This is a genomic window from Sphingobacterium sp. UBA7253 (genome assembly GCF_002472745.1).
GTDB classification, from domain to species: Bacteria; Bacteroidota; Bacteroidia; order Sphingobacteriales; family Sphingobacteriaceae; genus Sphingobacterium; species Sphingobacterium siyangense.
Genome location: NZ_DKSP01000180.1, coordinates 62,511 through 88,367, shown reverse-complemented (window position 1 = coordinate 88,367; position 25,857 = coordinate 62,511). Strand labels below are relative to the sequence as shown.

12 protein-coding genes are annotated in these 25,857 nt (G+C 39.3%); 1 reads left to right on the top strand and 11 read right to left on the bottom strand.

The window, feature by feature from the left end:
- Positions 1-99: 99 nt before the first annotated feature.
- The gene (locus B2X72_RS18400; RefSeq protein ID WP_070566237.1) at positions 100-324 is read right to left on the bottom strand and encodes a helix-turn-helix domain-containing protein; all 225 of its coding nucleotides are present in this window, start codon (positions 322-324) and stop codon (positions 100-102) included.
- 196 nt (positions 325-520) lie between these two features.
- Between B2X72_RS18400 and B2X72_RS18395 the strand changes: the two genes are divergently transcribed.
- Positions 521-1,144 carry a hypothetical protein gene (locus B2X72_RS18395; RefSeq protein ID WP_286850989.1) on the top strand — a complete coding sequence of 208 codons (624 nt, stop codon included), beginning with the start codon at positions 521-523 and terminating at the stop codon, positions 1,142-1,144.
- A gap of 148 nt (positions 1,145-1,292) precedes the next feature.
- On the opposite strand, the gene B2X72_RS18390 is transcribed toward B2X72_RS18395, so the two are convergent.
- The 10 genes from B2X72_RS18390 to B2X72_RS18345 form a co-directional block, all read right to left on the bottom strand.
- Positions 1,293-3,689 (bottom strand): ABC transporter permease, encoded by a 2,397-nt coding sequence (locus B2X72_RS18390; protein ID WP_145327809.1) that lies wholly within the window; start codon positions 3,687-3,689, stop codon positions 1,293-1,295.
- A 27-nt stretch (positions 3,690-3,716) separates the two neighbouring features.
- Positions 3,717-6,122 carry an ABC transporter permease gene (locus B2X72_RS18385; protein WP_286850988.1) on the bottom strand — a complete coding sequence of 802 codons (2,406 nt, stop codon included), beginning with the start codon at positions 6,120-6,122 and terminating at the stop codon, positions 3,717-3,719.
- 246 nt (positions 6,123-6,368) lie between these two features.
- Entirely contained in the window at positions 6,369-8,753 is a 2,385-nt protein-coding gene (locus B2X72_RS18380) for an ABC transporter permease (RefSeq protein ID WP_286850987.1), read from the bottom strand.
- A gap of 37 nt (positions 8,754-8,790) precedes the next feature.
- Entirely contained in the window at positions 8,791-11,196 is a 2,406-nt protein-coding gene (locus B2X72_RS18375; RefSeq protein WP_286850986.1) for an ABC transporter permease, read from the bottom strand.
- Between the two features lie 33 nt (positions 11,197-11,229).
- Positions 11,230-13,620: an ABC transporter permease gene (locus B2X72_RS18370; protein WP_286850984.1), complete on the bottom strand. Its 2,391-nt coding sequence runs from the start codon at positions 13,618-13,620 to the stop codon at positions 11,230-11,232.
- A gap of 51 nt (positions 13,621-13,671) precedes the next feature.
- A complete protein-coding gene (locus tag B2X72_RS18365; protein ID WP_286850982.1) occupies positions 13,672-16,065 on the bottom strand; it encodes an ABC transporter permease in 2,394 nt (797 codons plus the stop codon).
- Between the two features lie 39 nt (positions 16,066-16,104).
- Entirely contained in the window at positions 16,105-18,489 is a 2,385-nt protein-coding gene (locus tag B2X72_RS18360) for an ABC transporter permease (protein WP_088160321.1), read from the bottom strand.
- Positions 18,490-18,579: 90 nt separating this feature from the next.
- On the bottom strand, positions 18,580-20,940 hold the full coding sequence (locus B2X72_RS18355; RefSeq protein ID WP_088160322.1) for an ABC transporter permease: 2,361 nt from the start codon (positions 20,938-20,940) through the stop codon (positions 18,580-18,582).
- Positions 20,941-21,040: 100 nt separating this feature from the next.
- Entirely contained in the window at positions 21,041-23,431 is a 2,391-nt protein-coding gene (locus B2X72_RS18350) for an ABC transporter permease (RefSeq protein ID WP_286850981.1), read from the bottom strand.
- 216 nt (positions 23,432-23,647) lie between these two features.
- A partial coding sequence (locus tag B2X72_RS18345) for an FtsX-like permease family protein (protein WP_286850980.1) occupies positions 23,648-25,857 on the bottom strand: 2,210 nt, incomplete at its 5' end.

The following is a 25,857-nucleotide window of genomic DNA, read 5'->3' as shown; positions in this document are numbered from 1 at the left end:
GTTGTTTTAAATTTGAAAAGCTCGTCTGTACGATATCGAACAGTTTGGCGTTCAGTATCGCACAGACGTTCTAGGCGCTGATGGTAAATAGAGAATTGCTTACTCTTCAATCTCTTTCAGCTGGAGATGATCACATAGTTCGAACATCATTTTAGCTGGATCTGTATCAATAGCCAATGCGATCAGGTACATTTCATCCAAACGTAATTTAGCCGTTTCGGTCATCGTTAACTCATTGATTCTTGCCTTACTTAAACCTGTTTTGCGCGCAATTCGCGATTTATTAACGGATTTCTTCTCTAAAAATTCACCTAGCTTTGTCATAGTTATGATTTAGTATGCTCTTGTTTTGTATAGATAAATATACAAAATGTTATTTTTATTTATACAAATGTTTTTATTTGTAGAATATTTTCTATTCTTTTGTATTGAAAATCTATATCATTTAAATATGTCAATGATGAAAACAGCGAAATTTCAAAAAACAAAAGTATATAGGAGGAGATGCGGAGAGTTAGACATGCAAATATATTATCGTATGCTGCTACAACGTATTTCGCGGCACCTGTCACCCGAAGAAGTTTCTTTTTTAATGGGAAAGTCATTCGATTTTATAAATAAAGTTGAGACATTCAAAAGGAAAAGAACTTTTGTTCATGATTTGGTTGTCATGCAGCTTGTACTAGAAATAAAGAGTATGAATGAATTGATGCTTTACGGAATCGAGTTGTCGTCACAGAAGTATACATATGAATTGCATGTAACTAAATTGGGTGACCGCGTTATTTATGAACTGTATAAAGTTGAGGTAGAGCAAGATCAAAAAGTAATCGAATTTAAGTTAATCGATATTCGACATGATCTCGACCCGTATGAAATTTCGACAATAGAAGAAGTAAAAGAGATAAGTACTCTCTTGGATGAAAATATTGATATGGGATATTTTAATGTGGAAAAGAGACCTGACGAAATACACAACTTATGCTGTGCTAAATTAGGAAGGTATATACATCCTAAAAACCTGATTAAGGTACTAGATGATTTCCTTAATCGGTCTGATGACCGCAAAATTATTCGGAAAGCATCTCAATACGGATTCGGTTATATTTTAGCTGCTCCCACGGAATCGACTGAAAAGAAATAAGCAATTTTTAGCTGTCCAACACGCAAACAGCTAAAAATCGCTTCAAAGATCCTAAGCCGTAGGTACACCAATTATAAACTGATCTACACCCAAATTTGGTTAATAATTAATACACTTTTTAGCTTAGATAACCTACGGCTTATTTTTCTTATTCATCTCTTAAACTATTGACAGGGTTAATACGGGCTGTCTGGAATATACGGGTGGCGATAATCGCTAAAGTTGTCAAACCAATACACAACCCTGTGAAAATAAATAGAACGATCGGTACATCTATATGATAGAAGAAATTTTCTAGCCATTTATGCGTAAACCACCATGCTATAGGGAAAGCTATTAGAATAGCTATCAGGAGGAGTAAGATAAAGGATTTGGAAATCATATATGTGATCGTATTTACGGAAGCCCCTAGTACTTTACGGATACCAATTTCTTTTACTCTTCGTTCTAGTGTATAAATAGCAATAGCTACGATCCCTAAGATGGCAATCAGCATACTGGAACCGGTAAAAAGTGCTAATTGCTGGTATTGTTTTTTTTCTTTGTTATATTGATTCTGTACTTGATCTTCCTGCCAGTTGATCTGCGCTATCCGGTTTGGGAAAAATTTGTTCCATGTCTTGTTTACCAATGCTAAAGCTTCCTTTTTCTTGCCTTCCTCTACCCGAATGAGCATACAGCCACCTTCCCATTCAGTTTCTGCCTTAATTGCAAAAGGACCGATCGGAAACTTTAAACTTGCTCCGTTAAATTCTTTAAATATACCCACTGGTGTATTTTTTAGGAGCTCTAAACTTTTATTGAGTTTAAAAGGGAGCCGTTGGGCTGTTCCTTCGGAAACGAGCATGTTTGTAAATACTGGTTGCCCATTGTGTACCGAATCCGTAAATGATCTGTCCAGTGCATAGTCCGCACTCAAAGGACGTCCGTCAAGGAGTTTTATACCCATTGTTTTGATGTAATCATAATCCGCATAAACAAATACAATAGGCAATTCTTTGTTCGGATCGTGAGGGTCTTTTACTATTTTAAAATCTGCGCCCCCGCTAAAGGGAGTCCAGCTTGTTAGGCTAACCGATGCGATGTATGAATTTTTTAATAGCTCCTGTTTGAAAGCCTGATCCTTTCCTTCCCAAGAGGTATAGTTGATGGCTAAAAGATTTTTAGGTTCGTAGCCAAGATCTTTGCTATACAAATAATGCAGTTGTGCCCGCATTGACATCATGCAGATCGCTACGACGATGGAGATAGCAAATTGGAAGACAACCAGTATTTTGGTAAATGCCATATTTAAGGGAAGTCTGAAGAAAGATAGCTGCTTCCGAAGTTCAAGCGATGGCTGTGTTTTCGATAGAGACAACGCAGTCGGTAAACTGCACAACCAGCCTAAAATTATCCAGGTGGTTAGTAGTCCAGCAAACATGAATAAAGAATGCTGGTAGCTCATTGTCAGTGGATGCTCTAAATAGTTTTCAAATGCAGGACTGACAAGAATATAACCGAAAAATGCGATCAGAAAAGAGCTGGCAAAGAGTATCGTACTCTCTATGCCCATTTGTAAGATTAGATTTCTTCGGCTTGCTCCCAATACCTTACGGATACCTATCTGTTGTGTGCGTTTTAAGGCATGCGCAAAGCTTAGGTTAATGTAATTAATACTGACCAGTATAAGAATAAGTGTCGCTATTCCCACCAGTAGATAAATATCTTGCATGGGATTCTCCCATCCTGTAATACTTTGTAGGTGTATATCTTTGATGGGTTCAATAAAAAGATTAAAACTTTTCGCCCAGTCATTCAGTTTTTGTCCATTGTACCATTTGTTTATTTTGGTCGAAAAGTGGTTAATATCAGTTGTGCTTTTGAGCAATAGAATTTGTGTTTGCAATGAGCCGGCCTCTGTCGGATTGAATTCATTTACCTTAGGCATCAGCACGAGCGCTTCTGCCTGAAAGGATGAATTATGAGGAATATCCTCAATAATAGCATTGACATAATAAGCCTCTGGTTCCCCTTCTTGCGGTTTATTGTAGAATGTGCTGCCGAGTACATCTTTTCCGCTGAAGTATTTTTGTACAGCAGAGGCTGTCAATGTGATGTTTTTTGCACCTGCAATAATTTGTTTTGGATTGCCTGCAATTATTTTTGTATCAAAAAGATTGAAAAAACCACTGTCAATTACTAAGGTACTGATTTCAGCTAGTTGTTTTGACAGACCGTCGATTGTTAATTTCTGTGAACTACTGTTGATCGTGGAATAACCTAAAATTTCAGGAAAATTAGTTTTCAAGACCTTTGAGAGACCTTCAGGAGCTCCTGAAATATTGGTTTTGACACCTTCCTGTGTTTCTTTGGGTACCACCCTCATTCGGTAAAGCTCATTGGAGTTGCCCCATTGTCTGTCGTAGGAAAGCTCATCAATGACAAGTGAACTAATTAACATAAATACCAGTAACGCGATGGTTAAGCCGATGAGATTTGATAGCGAATAGATCCGATTGTGCATCAATGTTCGCCAAGCGGTTTTAAGGTGATTCTTTATCATACTGTTTATGTGGATTGGTTTCTTAGATTATTCATCTCTTAATTTTTCAACTGGATTAAACCGAGTTGATCGAAATACAATAATACCAACCAATAAACTCAGCAAACCAATCAACGTGCCCAATGGTAACAAGTAGGTAAATGCATTGATTTCTACTCGGATAATGTAATTTTGTAGCCAGTATTGCATCAATAGATAGCTCAGTGGAACTGTCGTAAATGCAGCAAATAGGAAGATTCCGTAGTACTCTTTTGAAAAGAGTAACATCAAATGTGCTAGTGAAGCCCCAAGTACTTTACGAATGCCAACTTCTTTATTGCGCAGATGGATGGAAAGCGATATTAATCCGGTAAGTCCCAATGCCACGATCAGTAGCGAAACAACCGTAGCAATCTGGGAAGCGCGATGCAGCTGCAACTCAGTTTCATATAAACTTTTGATACGTTCATCCATAAACTGATACTCGAACGGTGCATCAGGTAGCAACGTTTTCCACTTTTTTTCTAGTTGTTGTACTGCATTGGAAAGAGAGCCTTTTTGTAAGCGAATACTGAGGTATCGGTATTGAAGGCTCTCATGTACATCTATCCAGATAATAGGCGGAGATGCCTGATGAAGTGTGTTGGCTACAAAATTTTCAGCAACGCCCACAACAGTCATTTTGTAATTAGGATCATTGATTGCTATTTGCTGACCAATAGCCTGCTCGGCATTTTTAAAGCCAAAATCATCCATAGCCTTTCTGTTGATGACGACTGGTCTATTATCCGCATGAGTAGCATAGTTTTTAGGAAGAAAAGTTCCCGCAATTAGCGGTATCTCATAGGTTCCCAAAAAGTGACTATCACTTGTAATCCGTTGTACCTGGATTTCTTTGTTTTCAACCGTACCGAATGCAGATTGCATATTGAACCCCAGTAATCCAGGTGTTTCATAAGATAAGCTTACAGATTTTACTTCTGGTTGCTGGCTGAGTTCATGTTGTAAAGTCTCCATTTTGCGAACACCATTTTCGGACCAATCTCTAGGTACTTGAACGGTTAATAAGTAGTCCTTGTTGTAACCTAGATTGCTATGGAGAAATAGGTCCACCTGTTTGGAAATAATTAGTGTGCAGGCCAGCAGCAGCAAGGCTACCCCAAATTGAAAAAACAAAAGAATTTTTCGTACCAGCTGTTTGCCGCCCAAGGTCGAAAACTGATTTTTGACTGCCGGAAGTACCGCTATATTGGAAAGCTTGATTGCTGGATATAGACCCGCCAGTAAACCAATTAATAATGTCATTATACCCAGTAGACCAAAAAAATAAATCGGCAATTCCATTAACGTAGGGAGCTTGCGCATCAAGATATGTTCAAAGATTGGGCTTGTCACGATATAGATTGGCAGACTGATTAATGTTGCTATGGCCACGATCAGGATATATTCGGTCATCAGTTGTCTAATAAGCTGCACCCGAGACGATCCCATCATCTTGCGAACACCCATTTCCTTTAATCGCGTAATATGCTGAGCGATACTAAAATTAATAAAATTTATAATGGCCATGATCAAGATAAAAATAGCCGTCAAGATCAATGTCTGTATCATTTTGCGAACAGCCCCCTGGTTGTCGTCTAAATAATAGGTTTTCAATGGTTTTAAACTAGGGCTATATTGGCTGGAAAATTCCTTATCTGTATTTTTGCCTACCAGTGTCTCTATGGCAGCATCTACTTGTTCCGAGCTGACACCTGGCTTCAATTCAATATAGCCGGCAATATATGGATTATTCCAATTGTCTATAGATCGGCCAAAGAATTGCTCGTTGATGATCGGTAAAAATATGTCTGCATGCATATTCTTTGTAAGATCCATAATGGCATTTTGGACATCAGATTTGATGATTGCTGTAATTTCAAAATCGTGTTTTTCCCCCTTGAAATTTTTTATTTGTAGCGATTTTCCAAGTACATCCACATGGCCGAAATATTTTATGGCTGCTTTGTCACTGATGACAACTGAGAAAGGATTATTCAGGGCAGTATTGGCGTTACCCGCTAGAATATGGAATCCGAACATCGTCAATAGACTAGGATCTCCGAGAGACATCCCTTCTTCATGGATTGTTGCTCCGTTTGCTACGATACCTGTCAATCCATCAATCCGATAATAATTAGAGACGAGATTAGGATACTCCTCATGTAAGGCTTTGGGGAGCGCCCCTAACGTGGTTAAGTTAATACCAAATCCTTCTTTCTTATACTTGCTTTGCAACAAAAATTGCCGATCAATATTTTTGATATTGCTATTCACTTGGTGTACATCCCATACATAGGCGCCTACAAGTAGTAGAAAAGTAATACCGCAGGTCAATCCAATTAGATTGATCAGGTTCTGCACTTTTTTCTTTCGAATATTTCGCCAAGCAATCTTAAAGTTTGTAAAGTTCATTGTCTTTGTAATAAGAATTTATTCCGTTCATGAAGCTGTTTGTATAATGGGGCCTCGACATAGAAAACTAAAAATACAAATGTTTGGCCAAGTGTGTATGTTGTTGATAGTTAGTTTTTTATTGCTGATGTGCTGCTGAATGCTGTTCGATATCGGACAGTTTGCCGTTCAATATTGTACAGCATTCAATCTCCAGCTCGGCGGATGCCTGTAGCTGGAGATCCTCTTCCATGCCGAAGCAGTCAATCATTCGTTCCGTAAACTATGGACCGGATTTGCTATTGCAGCCTTGACGGATTGCAGTGCAATGACCAATAACGTCAAGATTAATCCAGTGCAGAAAGCAAGGAAAAAGATCCACAAGCTAATTTCTATTCGGAACGGGAAATTAGTTAACCAGTGTTCCATGAGATAATATGCTACAGGAGTGGCAATGGTGAAGGCAATAGCCATCCACTTGAAAAAGTCCTGAGATAGCAAAATGACAATACCTGAAACGGAAGCGCCAAGTACTTTTCGTATGCCAATTTCCTTTGTGCGTTTGAGGATATTGATGGACAGCAAACCTAAAAAACCAAGTGAGCTGATACATAGCGATACAATAGCCGCAATCCAGATAAGTTTTTCAACCAACGCTTCTTTTTTGTAAAGGTTAGCAATTTGCTGATCGTAAAACTTATATTGGAAAACTTCATCAGGATACCAGTTTTTCCATTGTAGCGCTAGCGTTTTCAATAATATATCTTGCTTATGTCCCTTAAACTTAACGGCCAGGTTTTTTAATCGGCTTTCATTGTAGCCAATTACGGTAGGGGATATAGGCTCGTTGAGCGAATTGGTGCTAAAATCTGCAACCACACCTACAATTTTTCCGATGTGCTCTTCATTGAGCCCGCCAGCATTCAGATTTCGGCCAAGGATATCATTTGGGTTTTTAAATCCCAATGTAGTAGCCATCTGCTGATTGACTAAAAACTCTGGATTTTGTGGATTGTCATCAAAATTCCGTCCGGCCAATAATTTGATATGAAAGGTCCTGATATAGGTTGAATCGCCGATTGCATACTTAGCAGGCCATTTTTCCCATTCTGATCTGTTATCAAATTGAAAAGTTCCACCCCATACTTTTTCGTGTGATGGCGGATTGTCGCAGAAAGTAAATGATTGCACTTCCGTTCGATCACGAAGGAAATGTACAATTTTCTCTTTTGATTTCAGCATGTTATTCGTCATGGGAAAGAGAACCACTTGTTCACGATTAAAGCCAATATCGGTCTGCTTGAGATGGTTTACCTGTAAGACAATAACGAACGTGGCAATCAGAAGAATCATGGCGATTACATTCTGTACGACAATAAAAGATTTTCTGGTTAAGCTCCATGGGCCTAAGGTCAACTTTTTTAAGGCTTGCTGGATTTTCATTCGATTTACAAAGATCAGCGGGTAAACAGAGGTGACTAGTGCGGTAGCGGCCCAAAGTATTCCAATTGTACCCAAAAATGAATACAGGTTGATAATTTGCACGGGCTCATCTTCAAATAGGTATTGATTGGCCCAGGAGATGGAAAGACTCAATAGTAATAACGCAAATAAGACTGAGCACGCTGTCAACAGCAAGGTTTCGATCAGAAACTGGTAATACAGTTGCTGCTTGGAACTCCCTAGTATTTTTCTGACCCCCATTTCTACGCTCCGGTTCATTTGTTGGGCAAATACGATATTACTATAGTTGATAAATGCTATACCACCAATGCCCACGGCGATAACAACTAAGATGTTCAATAAGGTTCGTTGGGTCCCTTTGCCATAATTCGCGTCAAAATGAAAATGGGGTAGTGGCAGTAGCTTATAATGAAAATATTGAAGTACATCCTTGTCCCAATATTTCGTGATTAGCTTTTGTATGCTTTTCTCCACAGCAGCCTGATCGGATGTATGTTTTAGTTTTAGTATGATGTTGTTACTTGAATTAGTATAGCCCCAATTGAGAAAGAATCCATCATCTTTGGGAATCTGCCATAAATTTGTCAGTGAATTTAACGATATATAGATATCCGAACGAAAATCGGAATTTCTCTTGCTGTCATCGATGATACCGATGACTTTTATGGGGAATTTGCCATCTACTAAAATTATTTTTCCAATAGGGTTTTCATCTTTAAAATAAATTTTTGAAATACTTTTAGTCAAGGCTACCGTATTGGGTTGATCCAGTTCCTCCGGTTTGCCTTGTATCCAAGGGAAATTTAATATGTTGAAATAGCTGGAGGAAGTAAATGACGCTTTGCCTGCTGTCTGATATAATTGATCCTCTATACGTAGCGTAAGATTTTTATTATCGATATATAATGCTGTTTTTTCTACTTGAGGAATTTCACGAGATATGGCGTCATACATGGCATAAGCGCCCCCTTTGCTGTGTTCTATCTTGTCCAATTTTAAATCTTGTACGACTAAAAAGGTTCGATCTTTATCGACGTGAAACTGATCAAAGCTCAATTGGAAACTATTGTAGATGTAGATAAACAAACTACAGGCCATGGCTAACCCTAGCCCGCAAATCGTCAGCATCGTATAGTAGCCATGTTTAAATAATTGTCTTAAAGCTGATTTAAAATATAGCTGAATCATTGTTTGAGGTTATTGTATCGATAATTATAAACGTTTTTTATTCATCACGTAGACTGTCAACAGGCTTTGTTAGGGCCGCGCGTATCGCTTGTGAACTTACAGTAATTAAAGCAATAAAAATGGCTAGCGCTCCTGCTAGCACAAACATCCACCATTGCATCTCAATACGGTACGCAAAATTCTCTAACCATTTGTGCATCATCCACCAAGATAGGGGAGAAGAAATGATAATGGCTATTAGCACAAGTTTGACGAACTCCGTGGAAAGCATACGCGTGATGTCGGGAACTGTAGCTCCAACAACTTTTCGGATCCCTATTTCTTTTCTGCGTTGATTGGCGGTGAAAATAGCCAAGCCGAATAAACCAAGGCAGGCCACAAAAATAGTCAGTCCCGCAAAGATGCTCAGTAATTTACCCGTTTTCACTTCTGCTTGGTAGGTCTGTGCGTATCGGTCATCCAGAAAGGAATAGCTGAATGGAATGTCTGTTGGAAAGGAACGATAGAGAGAGGCTAATTTTTGAATGAGCTTCTCCATATCGGCTGTTTGGGTTTTGAGAATCAAACTCCCGGCTTGATCGCTAAGAACCATCACAAGCGGAGAGATCTGCTCATGTAAAGAGCGAAAATGGAAATCCTTAACGACACCAATAACACGATAGCTTTTGTTGTCTTTATTGGTCAATATTTTACCAAGGCTATGATCGTTCCAACCTAGATCTTTTGCTGCGGTTTCATTGATGATGACAGAAAGGCTGTCATTACCAAATGTTTTTGCGAAATTTCGTCCTTCTTTAAGCTGCATACCCATAACCGGAATATATTCTTCATCTATATCGTAACGAATCGTTTTGACCCATTGGTCAGTATTGCCATCTGGATAGATGAAAAAATTGTTGTTGTTACTTTCTCCGGCAGGGAGATAGGACGAATGAGAGACATGCTTGATTCTGCTATCTTGCATCAATAAGTTATAATATGTCTTTTCGTTTTTCCCCAAAGGCCAGCTCGGTATAATAAGGACATTATCCTTGTTATATCCAAGTTTAATATGACGCATATAATCCAGCTGCTGAACAACCACCACGGTTCCAAAGATAAGTCCGACGGAAATGATGAATTGAAATACAACAAGCCCACTGCGCAAATTAAGGCCTTTAGTCGAACGACTTATTTTTCCTTTTAATACCCGGAGCGGATTAAATGAGGATAGGTATAACGCGGGATAGCTGCTGGAAAATAGACCGACGACTAAACCAAAAGTCAGTAGGAAGGGGATAATTTTAAAAGCGTCAAGTTTTTGAATTTCAATCTCTTTTCCTGAAATCTGATTAAATAGAGGAAGGGCAAGTAAAACAATTCCCAAAGCTATTCCCAAGGAAATATAAGTCAGGAGGACGCCCTCCAGCATAAATTGTCGCATCAGGTTTTGTTTGTCGGCACCCAGTACTTTTCGTACTCCTACTTCTTTACACCGCTTAAAGCCACTGGCTGTAGATAGATTCATGAAATTAATTGTAGCAATCAATAGCATAAAGAGTGCAATAGCACTAAAAATATAAACGTAACGTATATCCCCCGGAGCGCTGAGGTCGTAGTTGAAATTCGAATGTAGATGGATATCTGTGAGCGGCTGTAGGTAAAGACCGATCTTATTTCCCGTTTTCTTGTATTCTTGGTAACTCATGCCAAAACCTGCCATAAATTGTGTGGCAACATGTTTGTCGAATAGGACGGCTAAGTTTTTTTCGAGCTTTTCACGTGACGCATTTTTCGAAAGTAGCGCATAAGTATAATATTCGGAAGTCATCCACGAATCTGATCGTGAATCTTCCAGTGCATCCAAAGAGGTAAATACATCAAAATGAAAATGGGAGTTTTGAGGGACATCTTTGATTACTCCAGTGATTTTGAGGATATTTGGACTGTCTTTGATGAGGAGGTCTCGACCGACAACATCGTTTGTGCCGAAGTATTTTAAGGCGGTGGATTCTGAAATCACTGCAGAATTTGGGGAAGAAATAGCTGTAGACAAATCCCCTTTAATAAAAGGGAGCGTGAAAATTTTGAAGAAAGAAGCATCTACGAAAGCCATTTTTTCTTCGTGAAACACTTTATTATTGACGACAAATAGGGGGGATCCACCGATTCGTAGTCGTGCAGTTTCTTCAACTTCGGGCAGCTCTGACTTCATAGTCGAAGCTACAGGTGGCATCACATGTGCCTCATTGATCGTTCCGCCCTTTACTGTTCCTCTGAAAACAACACGTACAATACGGTCTGCATGCTCGTTGTAACGATCAAAACTAAATTCATCGGTCACATATAAGCTGATCAGCAGGCAGGTTGCAATTCCCATGGCCAACCCAACGATGTTGATAAACGAAGTGGAGAAATTGCGGGTTAAATTTCTCCATGCTATTTTTAAATTATTCTTGATCATATTGAGGCCCCCTCTATTACTATAAATGAATATTTACTCGTTTCGTAAGCTATCTACTGGATTGTTTAGTGCGGCACGTATTGTTTGGAAATTGACAGTAATGATGCTGATCAAAAAGATGGCAAGCGCGGCAAGGATAAAGAACCACCATTGTACGCCCACATTGTACGCATAATCTTCAAGCCATTTTTTTGAAAAATACCCCGCTATTGGACTGGCAATAAAAATAGCCAAGGTGGATAAGATGAGATAATCTTTTGAAAAGAGACGTGATATGTCGAGCACTGTTGCGCCTAGGACTTTGCGTATGCCAATCTCTTTAGTACGCTGTTCGAGATTTTGCATAATCAATCCTGTGATTCCTAAGGCGGAGATCAACAATGTCAATGCACTGAATAGGATAAACAATTGCACTTGCTTGCTCTCTTTTTCATATTGTTTTGCAATCAAATCATCTATCCAATGGAAGGAAACGTGTTTATCAGGATAGGTATTTTGTATAATTTGAGATACCGATCGAAAGATTTGTTGTTCTTGTCCTTTCCCTACTTTTATCAGCATATTGCCGCTTCCGTTAAAATCTTTTGCCAAAATTACTGTTGGTACTATTTTGCTACGAAAAGACTCACTATGGAAATCTTTGATGATTCCGACGGGGATAATTTGAAGGTCTTTATACAGGATACCGAGTTTTTCTATCCCAAGCTTTTTTGCCGTACTTTCCGTCACAAGGGCATTATTGATACCTTCGTCTTCTCCCAAATCCATTTCAACATGCGTATAATCTTCAGGAGTCAATAATCGACCTTTAACCAACTGGATTCCCAAAGTCTTGGACAAATCGACATCGCCACCGATGAAACTGACTTGGATATTTTTCCCTGGATCGTCCTTGTCAACGATTGTCTTGGCAAGGTAGCCTGACCCGATTGTCGGCGTCCAGGCAGCGACGCTGACCGATTCAACCCCGGTAAGTTGACCAATGCGATCTTTTATATTTGTATTTTGTGTACCCTTGTTGAAATAATCAATGTTTAGCATATTTTTGACTTCCATTCCCAAGGGAGCTGCTTGCATATAGCTGAGTTGGGACTTGATTGTTATAAGGCCAATGATGACGATAATGGCAATGCTGAACTGTGTTGTGATAAGCATTTTTTTGATAAAGACTTCTGCATTGGGAATTTTTGATAGCTTATTTTTTAAGGCATCTGAACTCTTAATACCGGAGATCAGCCATGCTGGATAAAAACCAATTAGCAGGCCAAGGACAATTGCAGTCGCCATAAATGCCAATAGCAACGGGAGCTGTATGGATTTAATATAAGCAAGATCATAGCCTATAAAGTGCTCCAGTTGGGACAATCCAAGTCTAAAGAGTACCAAACTGCATAATGCAGAAATAAAAAACAGTAGGATTGTTTCCAATAGCATCCGTCTGATCATCTGGGATCGGCTGGCCCCCAATACTTTATGTATATGAAGTGCTCTTAATTTTTTAACTGTTCTTACAGCGTAAATATTAATAAAATTGATGCAGGAAATAATAAAGACCAAAACGGCAACACCCACAAATATGTTTGTTGTTTTTTGGTTGCCGCTGATATCTGCACTGCCTAATGGCTCCATATATATATCCTGAATAGGCTGTAGGCGAAAGGAAGTCACATGTTTTGTGTTAGGACTGAGGTACCCTTTATACCAATGATTTAGTTTCTGCTCGAGATCTATTCTTGGTGTCCCGGGTTTTAGCTGTACAAATTGTTCGGTGTAGTAGCCTGAGCCATCTTTGCTTAATTCCATCGATATTTTGGGAACTAAAGCAATGGCGGAAGCTCTGAGCGTTGAATTATAGGGAAGATTATCCATAACACCCGTAATGATATAATCGGATGGCTTATCGGTATAGGGGTCGGCACTTTGGATGACTTTGCCGATGACATTTTCGTTCTTAAAGTACTTTTCTTTGAATTCTTTGCCGATGAGCAAGTTTGTTTTTCCTTGGACCAGCTGTTTGGGATTGCCTTCGAGAACCTTGATGCTCAACATATCCAAGATATTTATTTCCGACTCCAAAACTTGTATGCCTATGGACTGTGCTGAGCTTGCATGCGGTTTTAAATAATATTTTCTGGATTCTATCCGAGCCTCATTTTGAATCTCCGGAAATACTTGTTTGAGTTCCGTACTTAAATTAACGAATGTTCTGGACATTTGGCGTTCAAGGCCAGCCGTTGAATCTATGGTCACAATCCGAAAGAGATGATCCGCATTTCTCCAGCTTTTGTCATACGAATTTTCTTCAATGACAAGAGCAAATACGAGAAGGCACAAGGAAAAACCAATACTTAAGCCCAAGATATTGATCCAGGTATATTGTCGGTTGCTAATGAGGCTGCGAAAAGTAAGTTTGAATGAATTCATGCCTTTCTTTATGGTTTAAAACTATACGAAACAATGTTGTTAAACTTTGGGCTACTCATCGCGTAAACTGTCAACAGGGTTGCCTAATGCAGCCTTAATTGCTTGATAGCTTATCGTGGCCATACTGATCAGAATAGCCAATAGTCCAGCAATGACAAAATAATACCACTGTATCTCAATTCGATAACTGTAATCTTGTAACCATTTATCCATGGCCCACCAAGCGATAGGTGTGGCGATAAAAATTGCGACCACAACAAGCTTAATAAAATCGATTGAAAGTAAAGAGGTTACTTGGGTGACACTTGCTCCAAGAACTTTGCGGACAGCAATTTCTTTCATGCGCGTTTCGGCCATATAGGCGATTAATGCCAGTAAACCCAGACAGGAAATAAAGATCGTCAATCCAGCAAAGATCATGGCCAGTGTACCTATAGCTTTTGTCTCCTTAAATTTTTCTTCGTAGGTCTTGTCAATGAATTGATATTCAAAAGGGTAATCTGGGTTGAACTTTTTAAAGATTGACTCAATCGTTTTTAAGTTGTCTGCGATGTCATTGTTTGGATTTAAACGATAATGGATCGTTGTAAACCAGGCTTGTGGTCCTAATATCACCATAGGTTTATTGTCTCCAAATGGCGATCCCATAATGAAATCTTTGACCACTCCAACTACGGTCCATTTTGTTCCATCGCCATCCACAATGCTATTGACCGGGTTTTTGAGGTGCAAACTTTTTACTGCGGATTCATTTAAAATCAAGGCAGTACTGTCTGTAGCAAATTTATAGATATCGATGTCGCGGCCTTGGATCAATGTCAAACCAAGGTTCTTTACAGCATCGGCATCGGTACTAAAACGGTTATAGGAAATGCGTTTGTCCTGTTCCGTTGGTGTGCCGGAGGTAAATCCCCAGCCATTGCTATAGAAATCGGTTACCGGCGACATGTTTTTCGAAACAGAAACAACTGCGTTGCTGGCTAACAATTCATTTCTAAGAATTTTGTAATTCTTCTCGAGGTCACCTTGGATACTGCTATAAAGTAGCCCATTTTCATTGTAACCTCGGTCGCGCTGTTTGGTATGTTGGATTTGTTTCGCGACAATGACTGTTGCGATAATCAATATAATAGCGAGACTAAATTGAATGACGACTAAGAGCGAGCGAATACTAAGGCCTCTTGTTTTAGAAACAAATTTCCCTTTCAAGGTCTTGATAGGCTGAAATGAAGAAAGGAAAAAGGCCGGGTAGGTACCCGCTAACACACCCGTAAATAAGGCAAAACCAATTAAAAAAAGCCAGGTTGGTAAGTTTAATAACGATAGGCTAAGCTGTTTTCCCACAAGCTCGTTAAAAAATGGCAGGACCATAAAAACAAGTATAGTTGCGAGTACCATGCCGATCAGGCTAATTAATATGCTTTCAACCAGGAACTGCGCCATTAGGCTTGTCTTATTTGCCCCAATTACTTTGCGGACACCAACTTCTTTTGCACGGCGTTCGGAACGTGCCGTACTCAAATTCATAAAATTGATGCTTGCCACCAATAAAATAAATACACCAATCCAAGCAAATAGCTTGACGATATCGATACGTCCGGAAGTATAATTTCCTCCTTTTCCGCTATTGTAAAGGAAAGAATCTGGATAGGGGAAGGCAAAAATCTCACCCGTATTTCTTGCAGAAGTATAACCGGCAGCTTTATTACTCGTATTGATATGATCTCTCAGATAGGTTCTGATTTTGTCGTTAAATGCGTTGACTGAAGCACCTTCTTTTAACAGGACATAAGTAGTTATTGAATTATTGCTCCAGTTATCGTCTACGTAACCGATTATTTTTGCATATTCAAATGGGAGGAGGATGTCAAATTTGAAACTTGAATTACTCGGAAGATCTTTAAGTATAGCTTGCACGGTGACTTGATTAACCGAGTCTATCCGAACTGATTTTCCAATGGGATCTTCATTTCCAAACAGCGCTTTTGCGTAACTTTCCGTAAGCACAAGACCTTTGGGATGATCAAATCTCACATTCTGTTCTCCTTTCACAAAAGGCAAAGAAAACATTTTGAAAAAATCAGGATCGATGAAAACAGTATTTGCGATCAGTTTCTTTTCATTGAAAGTTGTTAAAAATTGAGGCCCCTCATTATATCTGGTAAAAGCTTCGATATCTGGAAAATCTGCAGCCAATGAGGGCGCTAGTATTTTAGGTGTATAGGCCCAGGCTGATTTTTCGCCTTGAAATTCGTCACGATTACTCAATACGTGCAGGCGATCACCCTTCTCATGAAAGCGGTCCATGGTTAACATGTTCTGCAACCAAAGTGCTATAAGTAATGCTCCGGCCATACCGATCGCCAATCCGATGATGTTAATCAGGGAGAAGGATTTGTTTTTCATCAGGTTGCGCCGCGCGATTTTGATATAGTTCCTTATCATAATTATATTAGCTGTTATCTATGATAGTTATAAGATTCTTTATTCGTCCCGTAGACTTTTGACAGGATTGGCTCTTGCTGCTTTAACAGCCATTGTACTGACTGTAAGTAATGCAATCATTATCGCTAATGAGCCCGCCAATGCAAATATCCACCACTGTATATCTACGCGATGCACGTAGTCTGCCAGCCATTGATTCATAATCCACCAAGCGATAGGAGAGGCGACGAGCAGTGCAATACCTATCAGTATAATAAAGCCTCGGGACAATAATGTAATAATTCCGAATACAGAGGCGCCAAGTACTTTTCGGATACCGATTTCTTTTTGTTTTTGGATCGTTGCAAAAGAGACCAGTCCCAATAAACCCATAGATGCTATCAGGATTGCGAGTCCTGAAAATAAACCAGTCAGCGTCATTGTGCGTTTTTGACCAGCAAATTTTAAAGCATAATCGTCATCAATAAAGCGAATATCTATGGGGTAATCTGGATTATACTTTTTGATCAGGGATTGGATACCTTCTATACTCGCCAATAGGCCTTTAGCAGTATTTAACCGGATATGAAAATAATCGGCATAACCCATAGGGCCTTGGATCATCATAGGTTCGATATCTTGATAAGGAGATTGCAGCACAAAATCTTCGATAACCCCTACTACATGATAGGTACGTTGGTATGCCGTACCTTTGGATACCGTAACTGGTGTGCCGATGGGATTGGACAATCGCATCTTAGCAACAGCAGCCTGGTTCAGTAGCAACGCATTGGAATCAGAGGGGTGTGTATAAATATCGATGTCCCGTCCCTGTACTAATTTGATCCCCATTGTCTTGATGAAATCACAGTCTGTCGCCATATTGTTGAATACGACGTCATAGTCTTCTGGCCGGTCATTGGGCCAGGAGTATCCCCAGCTATTACTTCCCGAACGACTGATGCGCCCCCAGGATTTGGTCATACTACTGGCAATATTTTGTTGGAATACTTCATTCCTTAAAGCCTCATAGTTTTTATTTAAATTTCCCTGAAGTGGTACATATATCAAGTTGTTACGGTCGTATCCGCTATCTCGATGCTCCCCAAAGCGTATCTGTTGACCGATTATAAATGTACATATACCTAGACCTATCGATATAGTGAACTGCAAGGTAACGAGTATTTTTCTGGGTTGAAGGCCTGATTTAGATGGTAAGACATTTCCTTTTAAGGTTTTTACTGGATCAAAAGCCGATAATACAAAAGCAGGATACAATCCCGCGCAGAGCGAACAAAAGAAGATAATGGCGAGGAATAGGCAGGAGAAAAACAGCGGATGATCCATGATTACAAGATGTCCGCTGATAAGCTTATTGAAAGACGGAAGCGCCAAGAGAATAAATAATAGCGCCAAGACTCCGGCCAGAAAGGTTAAAATAAACGATTCTAATAGAAATTGTTGAATGAGCGATTTTCTAGGCGCACCCACTACTTTACGTAAGCCTATTTCCTTGGCACGTCTTTCGGCTCCTGCGGTGCTTAAGTTTATAAAGTTGATACAAGCTATTAGGAGGATAAATATGCCGATCAGTCCAAATAACTGTAGCGTGGTAATATTACCTGCGACCATTTGTCCGTTGACCGATTTATTGTAAAGATGCCAACGGCTAGCTGGATAGAGATATATGGTCGCTTTTGTGGTCCTGTTGGTGTGTTTGGAAACCATGTTTTCGATGTTCCTGTTGACAGCGTCCACTGTTGCCCTTTCTTTTAGAAGAGCGTAAGTTTCATGGTTATAGGCTGTCCACGAATCACTAAAAGTCATGCCTGTTTTGGCCCGGTAATCCAATGAACAGAGGAAGTCATTTCCGTAGAATTTGGAGTTGGAGGGAATATCCTCAATAATTGCTTCGACAGTTAAGGAAACAGTGGTATCCATTTCGACTCGGCGTCCAATGACATCAAGCTTACCGAATAATTTTTTTGCAGTAGATGCAGTTAGCACCAAAGCATCCGGACGGGACAAGGGAGAATCTGAGTTTCCGGCTAGAATTTTGAAATCAAAAAGTTTTAAAAAAGCAGAATCTACAGCGACACCTGAGGCACTTAAGCTTGGTTCGGCATCATGATGGATACGATGGTCAATCTTCCACGTGCGCACCACCTGTTCTATCTCAGGGTGTTCCTGCTTTAAGAACGGGCCTAGTACATGTGGTGTATTTCCCCAGGTATGGTGACTGCCATCAAATACATCGCTTGTATAGACTTGATATAGGCGGTCTGTGTTGGTGTAAAAGCGGTCAAATCTTATTTCTGAGTTGATCCAAAGGGCGATTATCAACGAAATCCCCATACCTAAAGCTAAGCCCAGAATATTGATAAAGGAATATCCTTTGTTCTTCCATAAGTGACGCCACGCGATTTTGATATAGTTCCTTATCATGGTTTTAATTTTTCGTTTTGCAGTGCTTTGTTCGATTGAAGCGAACCAACTGTCGCTCTATTTTTTGCTTTACGTACTTAATTTTTGCGCTTATTCGTCTCTCAATGTCTTTACGGGATTACTATTGGCAGCTTTTATGGCTTGTGTACTTACTGTAAAGAAAGCTACGAATAAGGCGGAAATTCCTGCTAGTGCAAAAAACCACCATTGTATTTCAATCCGATAAGAAAAGTCCTGTAGCCATTTGTTCATTGCCCACCAAGCTATTGGCGAAGCAATTAGAATGGAAATAATGACAAGCTTAACAAAATCTTTCGATAACATTGCGGTAATTCCAGTTACCGAAGCGCCGAGTACCTTACGAATGCCAATTTCTTTGGTCTTTAATTCAGCAATATAAGAAGCAAGACCAAATAGCCCCAGGCAAGAGATGAAAATAGCCAATCCTGAAAAAATGAATGCGAGTTGAGCTGTCTTTTGCTGATCTTTGAATTTAGCTGCAAATTTCTGATCCACAAACTGGTACTCGAAGGGGTAGGCTGGATTGAACTTTTTAATAATTTCCTCAATTTGCTTTAGGTTCATTTCCATCGCTCTGTTTGGACTGGTGCGTATAACCATATTCAACATCCAATTTTTTGAAGGATAAATCAGTAAGGGGGTTATTGGACTATAAGGTGACCCCGTAATATAATCATTGATTACACCAACGATAGTATAAGTTTTATCGCCCCATTTGAGATAACTTCCTATTGGATTTTCCAGTTTCATTTCTTTGACAGCAGCTTCATTAACTAGTACAGAAGCACTATCTCCCGGTAGCCTGCCATAATCGATGTCTCGACCAGCAATGAGCTTTAATCCAAGAGTTTTAACAAGGTCACTTTCAGTGCGTCCAAGTTCAAAACCCATTTTCTTTGCTTGTTCTGGATTAGCTCCAGGCCATAGGAAACTACCTCCGGAACTGGCTCCATTTTTAGTAATTGACCAGCCCGTACGAGTAACAGCTTCGGCAATGTTGGCAGTGATCAGCTCCGACTTAATAGCCTCATAATTCTTTTCCATACCGCCTTCAATGGGTACTTCGATAAGTTGTGAATTTTCATAGCCTATTTCACGCTGGCTGGCATATTCTATTTGCTTGCGTACGATAATGGTTGCTATAATCAGTATAATAGCAATACCAAATTGAAATACAACCAGTAATTCTCGAAAATTCAGGGAAAACTTGTTTGTCCGTCCAAATATTTTGAGCGATTTTATCGGTTTAAAAGAAGAGAGCACGAAAGCAGGGTATAGCCCTGCCAGTATCCCTGTAAGGAAAATAAAACCAATCAGGGAAAACCAGATCGATGAATCTGAAAATGAAAAGATTAATGCTTTATCTAAAACCTGGTTAAATAGTGGAAGAGTCAGTATTGTAAATACGATAGCACATGTACCTGAAATAAAGGTTAACAATAAAGATTCGGAAAGAAATTGTATGATTAAATGGAAGCGTTGGGCTCCTACAACTTTTCTTACTGCAACTTCTTTTGCTCTTTTCTGGCTGCGGGCTGTACTGAGATTGATAAAATTGATACAGGCGATCAATAATATTAATAAACCTATTCCCGCCACCAATTTAACTTGATCTATTTTTCCGCCAACAGCAATACCCTGCTCAAATTTTGAATACAGATGCATTTTGGACATCGGATAGAGGAACATGGAGCCTTTTATTTCATGGTTTGTTTTCTTGTTGACTATATTATTTAGCTTTTTATTAAAAAGATCAACATCGGTTCCTTCTTTCAGCTTGATATAAGTATAGAAAGTGTTTGAACCCCAGCCAGATGAATAGGTTTCGGCTTTTTCTAAAGGTATCAGATAGGTAAAGTCGAAACTTGTGTTACTGGGGAGATCCTGCATAATTGCCGATACCCTATACAGTTCTTTATTGTCGAGAAGAAGCGTTTTATCTATTGGATCAGTTTTGCCAAATATGTTTTTAGCAAGACTTTCCGTCAGGACGATATCTTTTGTATCTTTTAGAGCCTTCTTGCTATTCCCTTTAAGAAGTTTGAAATCAAATAATTCAATAAATGCTGGATCGACTTCATTTCCCTTGGATTTAATCTTCTTATCGCCAAAAGACATCAGGGCGGTACTGCTCCAATACATCCGCGCAGCGCGTTCAACCTCGGGGTAATCTGCTAGCAGAGCCTGAGATGCCGGTGCCGAAGTGATATCGTTTACGTAGATTTTTTGCTGATCTTCATATTTGTTCCAAAGTTTATATATGCTTTCCTTATTGCTATAAAAATTGTCGAATTGCAATTGATTTTTTATCCATATACCGATGATCAGTACTGCTGCCAATCCGATAGAAAGTCCAATAATATTAATCGCGGAATAGCCCTTGCTTTTCCATAGGTTCCGCCATGCTATTTTGATGTAATTTTTAAGCATATCTGTCGTATTAGGTATCGATAAATAGAAAAAACTTGAATTTTAAAGGTCCAGCTTGTTATTTATCAGGTGTCTTTATTTTTATTAGCTACTAAAACAATTACTCATCTCTTAAACTATCAACCGGGTTTAGAATCGCAGCTTTTATGGTTTGAAAACTAATGGTGATAAATGATACCAATAATGCACTTATCGCCGCCACAATAAATACCCACCAGTCTAGCGTGATGTGGTAAGCAAAATTCTCTACCCATCGGTGCATGGCATACCAGCCTAAGGGTACACTGATCAATACAGCACACAGGACCAGGGCCATAAAGTCAACACTCAATATGTTGACAATCTTGATCGTTGAAGCACCTAATACTTTACGGATACCGATCTCTTTAAAGCGTTGTTGCACGGCATAAGCTGATAATGCAAATAGTCCCATACAGGCGATAGCAATTGTAATGATCGAAAATAACTGCATGACTCGTGTTGTTTGCTGATCTTTGAGATATAACTTGTTATAATCATCATTGAGAAAGTGATATTCAAAACTGTTTTTTGAATCAATATCTTTTATAACAGCTTTGATCTGCGCAAGAACATCTTTTACCGGCGACGTCGGATTGAGTCGAATGAAAATATTGCCGAAATAATCATATTCAGGAAAAAGTACAATTGGTTTGACTTCGTTGTGTAATGATGCAAAGTTAAAACTCGCCACAACTTGTTTGATACTGCCCTTACGTCCGTTCAAATTGATTTTCTTTCCAATAGCCTGTTCAGGAGTAAAACCCATGGCGGATGCCGCAAGTGTATTCACTACAAACCCATATTCTGGTGAAATAGTGTCTTGCGCGCGCAAAATGTCCGCATCTGACAACGGTGTACCTGCGACGGATGGAATATGAAAAACGGATACAAAATCTTTTTCAATCGGAATTGCAGTGACATCCATATCAAAATCATTGGGTTGGCCTTCTACCTCCCTAATACTGTAGCCTCCTTGGATATTGACGGGATTGTCATACGAAGCGGTAACGCCCTGGACACTATTGAGCTGCATTAACTTTTCTTTTAATAGCTGCCTTTCTTTATCTTGCCATCCTCGGCCATCAATGACCAACATATCAGAGCGATCCAATCCTGTGTTTTTAGACTGGATGAAATCCATCTGTCTACTCGCAAATAAGGTGCAGATAATAAAAAATATAGAGATACTGAATTGAAAAGTAACGAGCACCTTGCTTAATGATATACCATATCGTTTTTCAGTTAGTTTTCGCTTAAAAATGGAAATAGGTTTTGAACTAGCAATTGAATAGGCAGGCCAGCCACCCGACAGAAGCGTCAATAAGGCTATGAAAACAAGTAAAATCGTATAAAACCGAGGGTCTGTCCATACGGTTAATTTCATTTCGGTACCCATAAATGAACTGAATACGGGTAACAAAAGTACTGTAGTCAGAAGACTAAAAGCAACCGCTAGAAAAACCATGAGGCTACATTCAAAAAAGAACTGAAAGAATATTGTTTTCTTTGCTGCACCCAGAACTTTCTTGACACCGATTTCTTTCTTGCGTTCAAGCGCATGCGCCAATACCAAATTTGTAAAATTGATGCAGGTTAAAATAATAAGCGCAGCACCTAACGCCAATAAAATATAGATATAAGTAATGTTTCCTGTACCTGCTGCTTTGGAGTGAAGGTGGATATCAGTCAGCTTTTCTAGGATAAATCGAAATTGATAGCCTTGTTTTGATGCTTCGGCGAATTTTGATTTTGTCATTTGGTCCAATTTCTGTTGGATCGAACCGAACTGATCTTTGTTTTTTAGGAGCGCTATGGTTATATCATTTGCAGATGACCAAGCCATTTCTTTGTAGCGTTCTAATCCTTTATTGGAAAGGAGTGCAGAGAAGTTCAACTGTGTATTTGTGGGCAGGTCTGCGATGATACCTGTGATTTTCCAGTTGACTTTGTCAATGGATAGTGTCTGACCGATGGCCGACTGATTGGGGAAATATTTCGCTGCGAGTTTTTTTGTTAAGACAATCTGATTTGGTTCTGCTAAGGCTGATCGTGAATCACCTTCGAGAAAGGTATAACCTAAAGTTTTAAAAACATTTTGGTCAGCATAAAGTAGGCCTTTTTCAGTTATTAGTGCCTCTTTGGATTCTATTTTACCGCCTTTGGAATAGCTGTAGAATCTAGTTGCCTGTTCTACATCCGGAAATTCAGCTTGTAAAGCAGGAGCTAAGCCTGTTGGTGTTACCGCAGAATTTACTTCTTCCGTGCTATTGGGTGCTTTATAGGTGAGGCTAATATAAGCTAGACGGTCTGCATTGGGAAAGAAACGCTCATAACTGGATTCATGATAGATGTACGCTGCCAACAATAGAAAACATGTTATTCCGATGCTGAGGCCAAACATATTTAGAAGAGAAAAACCTTTGTTTTTTCTGATATTCCGCCAAGCAATTTTAAAATAGTTCTTTAACATGGTTATGAGCATTTAGACTGTTAATTAGGCTATAATTCTTGTCACTTAGCTCGCTTTAGTAGAAGACTCCGTTATTCGAAAAATAGCAAAGCCAAGTAGTTCAATTCGTTTGCCATAAATATAATGTATTGATTTTTAAGTTTTTGGTGTGTTTTTATGGCGGTTTTAAATGTTCGGAAACGGACAGTATAGTGTCCGTCCCCGAACAAATTGGTATTATTCGCTTCTTAAGGTTTTTACAGGATTTGCTAATGTTGCTTTAATCGCTTGGTAACTAACGGTTAATAAGGTGATGATTAGCGCGGTTAAGCCTATGATAGCAAAGACCGTCCATGTAATTGATATGCGGTAGACATAGTCTTCAAGCCATGATTCCATGAGGAGATAGGCTAAAGGAGCTGCGACTAAAAAGCCAATGCCTGTGAGCCAAATGTATTCTGTGGAAAGTAGCCGCCACAAGCCAAGTTCTGATGCACCCAATACTTTACGAATGCCGATTTCTTTTTCTCGTTGCTCCGTAAGAAAGGAAACCAGCGCGTAGAGACCAAGACATGAAATGAGAATGGCCAATCCTGTAAATAGACTGGTTAAGCTCTTGATCATTTCCATCTGTTGAAACTCTTTGGCATATTCCTTATCCGTAAATGTATAATCAAAAATAAGATCAGGGTCTATGCGATTGAACGCTGTGGAAATCGCTTTTAGGTTTTGTTTGAGATCTTGATTTTCATCCAGTTGAAGCGTTATTTTATTCTTTGGTAAAAATTTTAGAAAATAAGCCGTCGGTGTAATGGATTTGAAAGGAGATTCAGATAATGTGTTCTGTATAACACCAATAATGGTATAATTGATTCCTCTTTTAGACAATTGTTTACTGTTAAGGTCTGTAACTCCCATAAATTTGGCCGCCGCTTCATTCAGAATAACAGCCGTTGAATCAGTTTTGAAATCTTTTGAAAAATTGCGTCCTTTTATAAAATTCCACTGTACAGTATTCGCGAAGTTTTCATCTACGGTGAAGATCCCCATGATCGCACCGTCTTTGGAATCATTACCTTGCCAATTAAAGCCACCACCTGTTAAGGATAGGTGGTTCACAAAGTTGGAAGAAAGGGCGGCATCCGTCACAAGGCGCTGACCGATCAGCTCTTTTCGAAGTACATCAAAGTTTTTGACGATAGTTGAATTGGATGAAGTAATGTTTACCAAATTTGAACTTTTATAACCTATTGGACGATCCTTTGTGTAATGCAGTTGCTGAATCACCAGATAGGTGGATATCATCAGGAAAATAGAAATAGCAAATTGCACGATGACCATTGCCTTTCTACTTCTTGATCCGCCTTTTCGGCTGTTTATTTTACCTTTAAGGGCAAGAATAGGATTAAATGCCGATAAAAATAACGCCGGGTACATACCTGCTAAAAGTCCTATAACGCCTATTCCTACTAGGGAGTAGCCATAGAAACGAATATCGGTAAAAGGGATATGCAGTGTCGTATGTGTAATCGTTTTGACCCAAGGCAAAAGCAATGTAGCGAATAGAACGGCTGCCAAAAATGCGCAGGCTACAGCGAGGATTGACTCAACAAGAAAGCCTGCAATAAGCTGTCGGCGATTGACGCCAACAGATTTTAAAACCCCGATTTCTTTTCCTCTTTTTAGGCTTCTCGCCGTACTCAGGTTAATAAAATTGATACTGGCCAATAAAATGATGAATACGCTTATCCAAACAAACATCCATACATATTGAATCTGTCCGCCTACATTCTTTCCATTCTTGAACGAATCATATAAATGCCATTTGGACATCGGATGTAACAGGATCTCAGGATTTATATCCGTCAGTTTTTTATTGATGATATTTGTTAGTTTATTTTCCAAAGCAGGAACAAAGGCATCATTGTCGATCTTGGCGAAAGTGCTGAAATAGCAGCTGGACCAGCTTTCTTCAATACCTTGGTCTTTTGCAAGATAATCGACAAACGGCAATACATAATCTAAGCCATAAAAAGTGTTGTTGTCAGGAATATCTTTATAAACACCTTGAACAGTATACTGTTCTTTGCCATTCAATTGAATTGTTTTCCCGATGATCTCTACCTTATCGAACAGTCGTTTTGCTAAGGATTCTGAAATTATGATGGTCGATGGATTGCTCGGTGTGGTACTATTTCCTTGTACAGATTCGAGAGAAAATAATTCGGCAAATTTTCCCATGGCGTAAAACCCCGGTGCATTAAGCTTCTTATCACCTACCTTAAGATTATTGCTTTCCATATTCGTGATCAGTGCTGCATCTTGCATTTCATTTTTGAAATCAGACGCGATCGTTTTGACCAAAGGAATAGGGGTGGAGCGATCAGTAGATTTCTCATCATTGAAAGTCCCGGTCATCATGACCTGATAAATATGTTGATAATTGC